The organism is Pedobacter sp. R-06 (assembly GCF_049913135.1).
Classification (GTDB): Bacteria; Bacteroidota; Bacteroidia; order Sphingobacteriales; family Sphingobacteriaceae; genus Pedobacter.
Map to the genome: position 1 here is coordinate 2,439,707 of NZ_CP183977.1, position 12,180 is coordinate 2,451,886.

Genomic DNA, 12,180 nt, shown 5'->3' on the forward strand with positions numbered 1-12,180 from the left:
AAACATGGACGTACTGATTCTTTTTGGCTGTATAGTTATACTTGTACTATTAATTGCCTGGGCGAAGGTTAATACTTTTCTGGCATTTTTAATCGTATCTGTAACGGCTGCCTTATTGTTGGGTATGCCCGCCGCTCATATTCCGCAAACTATTAATAAAGGATTAGGAGATACATTAGGCGCTCTGGCAATCATCATTGTTTTAGGCGCCATGCTCGGAAAACTCGTTGCTTCCAGTGGTGCCGCTCAAAAAATAGCCACGGTATTAAAAAACACATTCGGCTATAAATCCGTAACCTGGGCCATGTCTTTAACAGGTTTTATAGTGGGCATTCCATTATTTTATAATGTTGGGTTTGTATTGCTTATTCCAATTATTTTTTCGGTAGCCTATAACTATAAGTTACCCCTGGTATATGTAGGATTGCCTATGCTTGCATCGCTGTCGGTAATGCATGGTTTTTTGCCTCCTCATCCATCGCCCATGGCTTTAGTCAATCAGTTTAATGCAGATTTGGTTAAGACCTTTATTTATGGTTTAATCGTGGCCATACCTGCTATAATTATTGCAGGCCCTCTTTTCGCAAAAGCATTAATAAATATGCAATCTAGCCCAACAGTTACCTTGCAGGCCGATGAACTGCCCGATAATGAATTGCCGGGGATAACAAATAGTGTGGTTTCTGCATTGTTACCTGTACTTATAATTTTGGCTACCACGTTAATAACCAGAATATGTAGTGACAATACGGCTGTAGTAAATCTTGCCAGATTTATCGGTGATCCAGCTATTGCCATGATATTAACCATTTGTATTGCAACATTTACACTTGGGATCAGGTCAGGTAAAAAGCTGATTGACATTATGGTAATTTTTGTTGATGCAACAAAAGATATAGCGATGATCCTTTTAATAATCGGTAGCGCAGGCATTTTGAAACAAGTATTTGTAGAAACAGGGGTGAGCAACAGCCTTGCTGCTATTTTGCAAGGGTTGACCCTACCACCTTTATTATTGGCCTGGTTAATAACGGCTGTGTTAAGGCTTTGCCTGGGTTCGGCTACCGTAGCCGGCCTTACCGCTGCTGGTATCGTTTATCCGCTTGTTGGGCCTCATGGTGCCGATCCAAATTTAATGGTGCTCGCTGTTGGATCTGGAAGCCTGTTTTGTTCTCATGTAAATGACTCCTCTTTCTGGCTATTCAAAGAGTATTTAGGATTATCTATCAAACAAACATTTTTGTCCTGGTCGTTGATGGAAACACTGGTTTCAGTTATCGGACTTATCGGAATACTGCTCATGAACCAGGTACTGTTTAAATAGATCATAATCATCACCTTTAATAAAATCGTTTTTAATCTTCCTTACTCGTGTAAAATCTTCCGTATTCAATGTGTCAGCTTAATTGGTGCTCGTTGCTATGATTGGAAAATCAGCATATAGCTTAGATCGTTTCTTCCCAGTCCCTAGGACTGCCTTTATCAAGCACCCGTTCGATAACGGTTTAGCTTTTTATTAATTGTTGACATGATAATCCGTCGCAAGATCTTTTAAAATTCCTATTAATAAGCGTGCCGATTTTTTTCGATAAGAACCCGCCGGCCAGGTTACAGTAGCAAGCCTGTTCATTCCTTCTCCGGTTATCTTAATGGCTTTTAAAGAAGGGTAATTAAATATAGATGATCCCATCAAGATCGTTGCCCAGCGGCCGCTGCTGACCAATTGCAAAAGCGCATTAATATCATTTACTTCCATTTTGATATCGAGGGATAAATCGTGTTTGTCCAATAATCCATCAAGATAATTACGAATGCTATAGCCACCGGAAGGCAAAAGCAATGGCAGGCTTTCCAGATGCTTGATGTTGATTTGTTTCCGCAATGCTATTGGATGACTTTGGTGCACAATAAGTGCAAGGCATGAAGAAAACAGTGGCTCTGTATTATAGCTTCCGGCTTTCTCCTCCTGGGAAAAAGATAACATCAGGTCAAGGCGGCCCTGTTCAAGTTTGCTTAATAAATCCTGCGTTGTGCCAAACCCTATTTGTAAATGGATATTCGGATAGCTGTTGGAAAAGTCGAGTATCGCTTTGGTTAATAAGTCTGTGAGGCCATAGGTAACCCCGATGGTTAGGGTTCCAATATCAAGGTTCATCAGATCCTTCAACATACTTTTTCCATCCTCGGCATCCTTTACCGTTTTTATGGCAAAGGGCAGGAAAGTTTTTCCAGCTTCCGTTAGACGTACCCTTTTTGCAATACGGTCGAACAGTGGGATGCCCAGTTCGTCTTCGAGTTGTTTGATTTGTTGCGACAAGGTGCTTTGAGTGATAAACAGTCCATTAGCGGCCTCGGTAAAGTTTTGTAATTCAGCGGCCTTAATAAAGTACTTGAGTTGGCGTAGTTCCATATCCAAATATAATGAGTAAATCGGTTTTAACGATCAACTTCATCGAAAATAAGCGTTTAGACGATAATAAATTTATCTTGACCTTTGAACTGTTAAACTAAAAAAAAATATGGAAATCAAACAAACCTCCGAAAACGCGCTTTCACATTCTGTTGTAAAAGCAGTCATTAACGCGCCAATTGAAATGGTAAATATCGCCGATTGGCTATTTAACCTTCCTGATGCAGAATATCAAAAATGTTCTATCGCCCACATTGCGGCTGGCTTTACCCGTACGATTGAAGGAGAGCCTATGTCTATCAACGTGGAAACCATTGGAAACGCACTAATCATTCAGCACTATGTGGCCACCGAATACAGGGCCGATTATTGCCGCATGCTATCGGTATCTGATTCGATAACAGCAAATGGCAGAACTAAAGTACAGGTACTTTGGGAACTGAAAGTTACCAAACTGGATAATAACAGCTGTGAGTACACCAATGAAATTCATGCCACCGCAACGCCTGAGTTCTTTGAATTTATGAAAGCGCACAATATCACACTAGACCAAGCTGCCCACGACCGTCAAGTAGCATCTGACGCACATAATCATGAAGAAACTCCTCTTTTTGCCAAAAGCATTGAAAAGAAAGCGCTTACTGGAAATTACGGTATTTAATCAAACTCCAATTGTAATGAAAAGTAATTTAATCAGGCTGGCTAAGATGCCGGAGGGAATACCACAAGCAGATGATTTCAAATTCGAGACAGAAGAGCTTCGCCCATTAAAAGAAGGTGATATCGAACTTAGGCCAATCTTTATTTCAGTTGACCCATATCTTAGGGTAGCTATGGCCGGTGGACATCCGCCAGCGATTAATGTTGGAGATATCATCTTTTCGCGCGGTATCGCCGAGGTTATCAGTTCGGAGCACAAAGATTTCAAACCGGGTGATGTAGTAATGGGCTATATGCAATGGCGAGACCGGATGGTATGCAACGGCAACGACTTTAGCGTGATCAAGGAGCATAGCCTTCCGTTAAGTGCCTATCTGGGTGTATTAGGATCTACAGGCCTGTCTGCCTATTTTGCGTTAAGTGAAATAGGTAAGCCCAAATCGGGGGAAACGTTAGTGGTTTCAGGCGCTGCAGGCGCAGTAGGCAGCATCGCGGGTCAGATAGGGAAGATATTTGGCTGCAAGGTTATCGGTATTACAGGGAGTGACGAGAAAACAGATTTTATCGTATCTGGTTTAGGAATGGATGCCGCAATTAACTATAAAAGCAATGCCAACATTGGACAGACATTGGATGACCTGTGCCCCGAAGGAGTTGACATCTATTTTGATAACGTGGGTGGCGTTGCTTCGGATGAAGTGATTAGCCGCATGAACGATTACGGCAGAGTGGTCGTATGTGGTTCCATTGACAGTTATAATAATAAGGAGGCCGCCGTCAGTGGATTAAGCTTACTACCCCTGATTGTTTATAAAAAATTATTGATGCAGGGATTTTTAATCGGCGACTATAAACAGCGTTTTCCGGATGGCAGAAAGCAATTGGAACAGTGGATAAACGAAGGCAAGCTTCATTACAGGGAAACCATAATGAAAGGATTTGATAAATTGCCTGAAGCTTTCATCGGCCTTTTCTCAGGAAACAATGAGGGTAAAATGCTCGTTGAAGTTTAAGCGGTATATTAAGCGCTGTTTTCGTAAACAAAAGCCTCCGGTTTTAAACTGAAGGCTTTTGTTGTTATACTACTTGTAAACTAAAAAAACTTGAATACACGCTAACTCAATGGGGCGAAGGCTAGGGGCTATCTTTACAAAGATGCTTAATGGAAAAAACGTCTGAAATCTAAGGGCGACGTTTAAATAGTTTACAAAAGGATAGGGGATGTTCAAATCCTAATTCATAGGCTATTTCACTTATCGAAGCCTGATTTGTCGATAACTGTTGCTTTGCCTTTTTGATCAGGTGTTTATGAATGTGCTGTTGTGCATTTTGCCCAGTAAGTGATTACAGCATATGGTCTTATCCGTCTATAACTTTACAGTTTCAGTGAAATATGCACTTTATGAAAATTTACAATCCACTATAGGCCATTGATTCAAACAGAAAAGTTTGGACTTCAAATAATGTTTTGATACTTTAGGACTATTCTAACCAAATTTTGTAACAGATGTCGTCCGCCCGCTTGTATCGTGTAATTAATTTCTTTAGTAGTATCATTTACAATAGAATTATACGCATACCTGCGTTGTTCACATTAATTTGCTTCGCTCAAACGACCCAGGCGCAGCACCCTGTACAAATTCAGGATAATTCACCACAAACACTGCTTTCGTTCGGTCAGATTGATATTTTGGAAGACCCTAAAGCTACATTGAATATTAGCCAGATAATAAGTAGAAAATTTCAGCATAAATTCCGTTCAAATACACTTAGAATTCCTAAAAATGATAATCCAGGATCAGCTTACTGGTATCGATTTAAAATCAGGCATAATCAGGAGAGCTCAAAACAATGGATACTTGAGTTTTTTGATCAGTCAATAAGTGAGTTAACATTATTTACACCTGATGGATCGGGGAACTACAAGGCAAATTATTATGGGACCAATTATAATTTCTCGAAAAGAGGATATGACCACAAAAATTTTATATATGATTTAAACAATCACACCGATCAGACCTTTACTTATTATCTCCGTATCAAATCACCACATTCGGTAAGTACCATTATTGTTCTGCGGGATCTGAAATGGTTTGTCAGCTACGCTTTGGGAGAGTATTTGTTATTTGGACTTTTCTATGGGATGATTGCTGTATTTTGCCTTTACAACCTTTTGATGTACTTTGCTGTAAAGGGTAAACAGTATTTATTTTATGTGGTGTACAACTTTAGTATCGGTATGTATGAAATGTGTAACGATGGTATTGCTTTTCAATACCTGTGGCCAACAAATCCGCATATCAATATATATGGATTTGGCGTTTCGCTTTTTTTGAGCAGCATTTTCGGTCTATTATTTACCAGTAAGTTTTTATACCTGCGCTCAAAATCCCCATTTTTTTATAAGCTGGTGGTGCTTACCATTCTGTTAAGAAGTATCTTCTTTATCGCTTGCCTGATTCATACACCGCTATTTAATTTCAAAGTCATCGAATTTATTCCCCTCCTGGTTGCATTCAGCGCCGGAATTTCCGTACTCTCATCTGGCTATCGGCCAGCGAGCTTTTTAGTATTTGGTTATGGATTTCTGGTTGCAGGTTTTGTGCTCAAAATTTTACTGCTTTTGAAATGGATTCCTTATAGTACCCTTACCTATTACAGTCTAAGTATCTGTTTTGTGATCGAAATGATATTGGTTTCATTCGCAATAGGTAATGCGATACGTACACTCCGAAAGAAAAAAAGTAGTGTACAAAAAAGAATTATTGAACAGCTTAGAATAAATGAAAACTTAAACCAAACCCTAAATGAGCAACTGCAGGTGCTTGTCGATGAACGTACCCAGGAAATTCAGCAGAAGACCTTAACCATTGAAAAACAAAATGCAGAGATCTCGGTGATGAACCGTTTGCTGAAAAAAGATATTTCTGAACTCCATCTTAATATAGAGAAAGTTACACGTGCAAGAGTTATGCAAAAGGGGTTGGATTTTGAAGAATTCAGTAGGATATATCCAGATAAGGATAGTTGTTTCAGATACCTTTCCGAATTGAAATGGAGTCATGGATATGCCTGCAGGAGGTGTCAAAACACGCAACACTCTCCAGGTCAAACCTCATTCAGCAGAAGATGTACCAAGTGTGGTTATGATGAGTCGGCAATTGCCCACACCATCCTCCAAAATTCAAAGATACCCATAAACAAGGCATTGTATATGTTTATTCTGATCTATACCTCTAAGGGTACCATGTCTTCCTATAAGTTATCCGAGATTTTAAACATTCGTCAAAGCACCTGCTGGACCTATAATTCAAAAATGCAAAAGCTTTTGATTGATAAAAAAGCTTTGCTTAAGAAAAATTCGGATGGGGATTGGGGAAAGCTGCTTTTGGATCCATCAATTGTGTAATCATCCTGATTGCTACAGCAGGCAGCATACCATCCAACCTCTAATGGCGTTTAAGCTAATACATTCGAATCACAAAATTATTTCTTCTCCACTCCGAAGTTAAAGACCGTATTACATATCTAAAAACGCACCGATATAAATTTGACAGCTTTAACATTTTGCTTAAAATGAAATAAGTTTACTTAGCCTAAGCGGTCTGAATGTGTTCATTTATCGCTATCACCTAAATACGATATCGGATAGTGTGTTTTTCGCCACAATTTCAACCTTATTCCTCATGCGGTATGTAAATTTTAATTTATAATCAAAAGTCAAATGAGCCGGTTATGCTTATTTATCAGCGTGATTGATACAGCATCTGCTTTCCAAAAGCCGTATAGAATTCATTCCCCTGAAAAAAAAATAACGGATAAAGGATGTTGCTCAGCCGTATTAATCAAAAATAAGCATACTTGAAATGGAAACGATGGAGTGCATTTATTAAGCGATACAATTGTTGCTATACCGTATTATTAATTTTCATAACTATCTATTTTATAGATAGTTATGAATTATTTTTGTTTGGAAAATGAAATATTTAGAATAGGTTTGTATCATCTAATTATTCTAAACCAAATATAAAATGAGAAAAACCATTACCTTATTAATTGCATTGGTTGGCTTTGTATTTACGCTGTGTTTTGGACAAAGCATAGCTGTGAAGGGAACCATTAAAGATAAAACCGGGGTAGGCATGCCAGGCATTTCGGTTAAAGTGAAGAATGCTCAAACTGCTGTATCGTCAGGAGCTGACGGAAGCTTTTTAATATCTGTTCCGCCTAATGCAACGCTTGTTTTTTCTGCTGTGGGATTCACCACGCAAGAGATTTTAGTTGGCCAGAGAACAAGCATTTCTGTTACCTTGACTGAAGAATCCAGAAACCTAACAGATGTTGTCGTAATAGGCTATGGTACCACAACAAAACGTGATGCTACCGGCGCCATTTCCAGCGTAAAAGCAACACAGCTTGAAAATGAAAATCCACAAAGTATAGCAGATGTGCTAAAAGGTAATATTCCGGGCCTCTCGGTTGGACTGAGTTCAAGTGCTAAGGGTGGTGGTGACTTACTTGTAAGGGGGAAGTCCACCTTAAGTGCAGGAACCTCACCACTTATCGTATTAGACGGGGTAATTTACAATGGGCAGCTCGCGGATATCAATCCTAATGATATTGATGGAATAGACGTTTTAAAAGATGCAAGTTCACTTGCGGTTTATGGAGCTAAAGCTGCAACTGGGGTTATTGCGATAACAACTAAAAAGGGCAGAGGTGAATCTCCAACGATCACTTTTAATACCAATGTTGGTCTTGCTCAGGTAGCTAAAAACATGCGGCCTTACCAGGATGAAGCATTTTTGGCATGGAGAGGAGATGTGTTGCGGAGCGGCGCCACAACCCCAGATTACTTGTATACCGATCCTAGAAATCTTCCTCAAGGCGTTGATCTCACCCAATGGTTGAATGGGCAAACCGGCGATCCGGTTGATTTATGGCTCAACAGACTTGGCCTGGTTGCAAATGAGAAGGCAAATTACCTGGCCGGAAAAACGACCAACTGGTATGATGATATCTTTAGAACTGGTTTCCGTCAGGATCATACCCTTTCTTTAAGCGGTAAGAAGCAGGAAATTACCTACTATATGTCTTTAAACTATCAGAAAAACCAGAATGTTATAGAAGGTGGTGACTATACCGCAATCAGGGGAAGGATAAATCTTGAAGGCGAAGCAGCCAAATGGCTAACCTTGGGCATGAACGTCCAATTCGCCGATCGAGATGAAGCCAGAACAGGAGATGGATCAACTGAGGCAGACTGGACGCAGATATTAAACTTGTCGCCTTACGGAGATAAATACCTTCCAAACGGGCAATTGAGGCGCATTCCTACAGATGATAGCGGTTTAAATGCCAGAAACCCTTTTCTAAGCATGACATACAATGAACGCATGAATAAGCAGAATACAATTTTTGCAAGCGTTTATGGACGTGTAAAATTGCCTTTCGGAATCACCTATCAGCTGAATTTCAGTCCAGGTCTGGATTTCTATAGAACTTTCGATTACCGATCTTCCAGAAACCCGGATGTAGTAACTCCCGGGGGATCTGCAACACGAGCCAACGAAACCCGGTACAACTGGCAGGTAGATAATTTACTTAAATGGAACAAAACCTTTGCCAATATTCACAACCTGGATGTAACACTATTGGCAAATGCTGAAAAATACCAGACCTGGTGGACGCAAGCTTCAAATGAAGGCTTCGTTCCCAGTGATGTACTAAGTTATCATAATCTTTCGAGCGGTATCAAACCTGTAACAAATAGCGAAGATAAGGTATATACAGGAGATGCATTGATGGCAAGGATAAATTATAGTTTATTGAGTCGTTATATATTAACCCTTTCGGTTCGTAGAGATGGTTATTCCGTCTTTGGCGTAAACTTCAAACGCGCTACATTCCCAGCAGCAGCATTAGCATGGGTATTTACAGATGAAGCGTTCATGAAAAATCAGAAATGGTTAGGTTACGGGAAGCTTCGTCTGTCTTATGGTATTAATGGTAACCGTGATTTACGTAACCCCGATAATGGAACTGTTGATCCCTATGCTGCACTTGCTCAGTTAACGAGTGGTAAATACCAAACCGTAAACGGTAGTGGTGCTGCCTCAGATGTGAACACCGTTCAAATTGGAGCAAAAATGGCAAATTCAGATTTAAAGTGGGAAGAAACTACCGCGATGAATGCCGGTTTGGATTTTTCAATTTTCAACGATCGCATTAGCGGCTCTATTGATGTCTATAACAAGAAAACGAGTGATTTACTAGTTAGACAGACACTGCCGAATGTTAGCGGCTATTCTAATGTTTATTCAAACCTTGCCCGTATCAATAATCGTGGAGGAGAACTAAACTTGAATAGTAAAAATCTTGTTAATGGACCTGTTAAATGGAATACCAATTTCAATTTTTCCTTCAACAGAAATAAAATTGTTGCACTTGCCTTGCCGACAGACGACCCTGGAAATGGATGGTTTATTGGTAAAGATATCGACATAATATGGGATTATAACGTTCAGGGCGTATGGCAGCAAAGTGAATTGGCCGAAGCCGCCAAATTTACAAAGGCAGCCATTAAACCAGGCGATTTTAAGCTTGAAGATGTTGACGGAGATTATGCCTATTCTGATAAGGACAAAAAGTTTTTAGGTTACCGTACACCGCGCTACTTCTTTGCGATGAGAAATGAATTCAATATCTTCAGAAATTTTGATTTTTCGTTTCAATTACTTGCCAACTGGGGGCAGCTTAAACAATACAATTCAGCAAAAAACCAGCCTGGTAGTGTAGGATTTGCCCGTTCATCATCGTATGTTTTACCATATTGGACGCCCGAAAATCCAATAAACGATTACGCAAGACTAAATTCCGGTTCGAGCGGAACAAGCTATAATGTGTACTGGGATAACTCTTTCATCCGCTTAAACACCGTAGCCGTATCTTATTCGGTACCATCAAATTTGCTTACTAAGCTTCGTGTAAAAAGCGCTAAAATTTATGCCAATGTAAATAATGCAGGCTATTATGCACCAACATGGACATTTTGGGACCCGCAAAATAATGGTCCAACACCAAGATACTACACTTTAGGTCTTAATGTTAATTTATAACTTAAATGAAAATGAAAAAACTAAATCAAAATATATTCATCCTACTTGCTTTCGCTGCATTACTGAACTTTTCGGGGTGTAAAAAAGCATTTCTGGATTCAGAACAACTATCGGCTTATGCACCAGAAAATCTAAATAATCTTACCGCGATGAAAGCCGCACTTAATGGTCTTGGGTTGGCAACGCGAAGAGAGTTTTTTGGCGATTCTGCTCCATTATTAACGGAATCAATTTTTTCAGATGTTGCTGTGGATGGAACAACCGATAAAAACACACCCGCTCAGGATTTAATTTCCAGGATCACTCCGGATGCCAATCTTAATAGCGATGACTTCAACAAAATAGGCTGGTACTGGGATAATGAATTTGTTGCAGTTCGGCAGGCTAACACAATCATTTCAAACATTGATAAGCCAACATATGCGTCTGAAGCTGAAAAAAATCTGATTTTAGGATCGGCATATTTTTACCGGGCTTATTATTACTACAGACTTGTTCATCAGTTCGGTGATGTACCATTGCTTTTAAATGATTTGGAATTTCCAAAAGCAGATTTTTATTCCACAAAAAGAGAAGTAATCCTTAGCAAAATGAAAACAGATCTTGAATTTGCCCAAACCTGGGTTACCGACGGGGGCAATAAGGGAGATGTAACCAAAGGTGCTGTTAGCCATTTGCTAACTAAAGTAAATCTGGCACTTGGTAAATTTGATGATGCAATTGCTTCAGCTTCTAATGTAATTTCTGGTGGAAAATATGGTATGATGACCACGCGCTTTGGAAGCACCGCTTCTGATTTGACAAAAAATGTAATCTGGGATTTGCACCGAATGGATAATAAATCACTCACTAACAATAGAGAAGCATTATTTTTAGTGATTGATAGAGAAGCTTTTGCTGGTTTTACAGCCTTGGGTTCACAACTGATGAGAAACACCGTTCCCGCCTGGCATTTTGCAAACGTAAAAACACCATCAGGAGCGACCGCAATTGTTGATTTGGTAACCGCAGAAATTCCACTGACCAGAATGTACGGCAGAGGAATTGGCCGCTACCGAGGGACGCCTTACAGCACAAAATACATTTGGACGGATAATACCGATTATCGACACGCAAAAGGCATGTGGATGGATATGACAGATTTAGTGTACAATAACCCGGCATTGAAAACCTCAACTAATGCTGCGGATAGAGCCTTATATGGTCAGCCTCTGCAAATGTACTCGGATGCAAATATCAAACAACGTTTTACAAATGGTGCACTTGATACCATTCGTCACTGGTTTGGATGGCCACATTATAAAGTTTTCATCAATTCGACCAATGCTTTAGCAAATGACCCATATTGGACACCACCCCGCGGAACAAATACTGATTGGTACGTATTCCGTTTGGCAGAAACCTATCTACTTAGGGCAGAAGCTTATTATTGGAAAGGCGAACTTGGATTGGCTATGGCTGACTTAAACGTAGTGAGAAGCCGAGCTAATGCAACGCTGTTAACAAATGCCGCACAAATAACAATAGGAACCATTTTGGATGAGCGTGCCCGTGAATTATTTTGGGAAGAGCCTCGTAAAACAGAACTTACCCGTATTGCATATATTTTTGCACAAACAGGTAAGCCGGCTTATAACGGTAAGAGTTATAGCCTTGCTACTTTTTCTGATAATAATTTTATGTACGACAGGATTATAGAAAAAAATGATTTTTATAAAAACCAGGTACCAACATTACAAGGTGTAAACTACAAAATTGCACCCTACCACGTTTTATGGCCTGTTCCGGCAAGTGCACAACGGTTTAACACTGAAGGCAGGATTAACCAGAATAAGGGCTATGCAGGATATGATCAGAATGTACCCGCATTGGATAAGTTACCTTAATAGAAGATAAAGGCCGTGTGAGAATACATGGTTTTGGTTAGAATGGGCAGTCCCTTAAGCAAGGGCTGCTTTTTTCCTGATCCGGACGAAATCAAAACATTTTAAG

General features: G+C 39.8%; 7 protein-coding genes and 1 pseudogene. 6 read left to right on the plus strand and 2 right to left on the minus strand.

Annotated elements, in window-relative coordinates; genetic code table 11:
- Positions 1-4 precede the first annotated feature (4 nt).
- A complete protein-coding gene (locus tag ACN9MR_RS09950) occupies positions 5-1,324 on the plus strand; it encodes a gluconate:H+ symporter (protein WP_426329550.1) in 1,320 nt (439 codons plus the stop codon).
- Between the two features lie 192 nt (positions 1,325-1,516).
- Here ACN9MR_RS09950 and ACN9MR_RS09955 read toward each other — a convergent pair whose 3' ends face one another.
- A complete protein-coding gene (locus tag ACN9MR_RS09955; protein ID WP_426329551.1) occupies positions 1,517-2,410 on the minus strand; it encodes a LysR family transcriptional regulator in 894 nt (297 codons plus the stop codon).
- 109 nt (positions 2,411-2,519) lie between these two features.
- On the opposite strand from ACN9MR_RS09955, the gene ACN9MR_RS09960 reads away from it, so the two are divergent.
- The gene (locus ACN9MR_RS09960) at positions 2,520-3,071 is read left to right on the plus strand and encodes a hypothetical protein (RefSeq protein WP_426329552.1); all 552 of its coding nucleotides are present in this window, start codon (positions 2,520-2,522) and stop codon (positions 3,069-3,071) included.
- Complete coding sequence (locus ACN9MR_RS09965) at positions 3,004-4,083, plus strand: NADP-dependent oxidoreductase (protein ID WP_426329553.1); 1,080 nt, start codon at positions 3,004-3,006, stop codon at positions 4,081-4,083. Before ACN9MR_RS09960 ends, ACN9MR_RS09965 begins: the two co-directional genes overlap by 68 nt.
- A gap of 169 nt (positions 4,084-4,252) precedes the next feature.
- Here ACN9MR_RS09965 and ACN9MR_RS09970 read toward each other — a convergent pair.
- Positions 4,253-4,414 (minus strand): annotated as a pseudogene (locus tag ACN9MR_RS09970) (helix-turn-helix domain-containing protein); the annotation flags it as partial.
- Positions 4,415-4,577: 163 nt separating this feature from the next.
- On the opposite strand from ACN9MR_RS09970, the gene ACN9MR_RS09975 reads away from it, so the two are divergent.
- From ACN9MR_RS09975 to ACN9MR_RS09985, 3 genes are all read left to right on the plus strand, one after another.
- Positions 4,578-6,479 carry a 7TM diverse intracellular signaling domain-containing protein gene (locus ACN9MR_RS09975; RefSeq protein ID WP_426329554.1) on the plus strand — a complete coding sequence of 634 codons (1,902 nt, stop codon included), beginning with the start codon at positions 4,578-4,580 and terminating at the stop codon, positions 6,477-6,479.
- A gap of 622 nt (positions 6,480-7,101) precedes the next feature.
- Positions 7,102-10,188, plus strand: a complete 3,087-nt coding sequence (locus ACN9MR_RS09980; protein WP_426329555.1) for a SusC/RagA family TonB-linked outer membrane protein — start codon at positions 7,102-7,104, stop codon at positions 10,186-10,188.
- Between the two features lie 11 nt (positions 10,189-10,199).
- Positions 10,200-12,074: a RagB/SusD family nutrient uptake outer membrane protein gene (locus ACN9MR_RS09985; RefSeq protein WP_426329556.1), complete on the plus strand. Its 1,875-nt coding sequence runs from the start codon at positions 10,200-10,202 to the stop codon at positions 12,072-12,074.
- Positions 12,075-12,180: the final 106 nt, after the last annotated feature.

Excerpts from the sequence above, each read along its gene's own strand:
- ACN9MR_RS09980 (WP_426329555.1), top strand. The coding sequence starts at position 7,102 with ATGAGAAAAACCATTACCTTATTAATTGCATTGGTTGGCTTTGTATTT.
- ACN9MR_RS09985 (WP_426329556.1), top strand. The coding sequence starts at position 10,200 with ATGAAAAAACTAAATCAAAATATATTCATCCTACTTGCTTTCGCTGCA.
- ACN9MR_RS09950 (WP_426329550.1), top strand. The coding sequence starts at position 5 with ATGGACGTACTGATTCTTTTTGGCTGTATAGTTATACTTGTACTATTA.
- ACN9MR_RS09975 (WP_426329554.1), top strand. The coding sequence starts at position 4,578 with ATGTCGTCCGCCCGCTTGTATCGTGTAATTAATTTCTTTAGTAGTATC.
- ACN9MR_RS09960 (WP_426329552.1), top strand. The coding sequence starts at position 2,520 with ATGGAAATCAAACAAACCTCCGAAAACGCGCTTTCACATTCTGTTGTA.
- ACN9MR_RS09955 (WP_426329551.1), bottom strand. The coding sequence starts at position 2,410 with ATGGAACTACGCCAACTCAAGTACTTTATTAAGGCCGCTGAATTACAA.
- ACN9MR_RS09965 (WP_426329553.1), top strand. The coding sequence starts at position 3,004 with ATGAAGAAACTCCTCTTTTTGCCAAAAGCATTGAAAAGAAAGCGCTTA.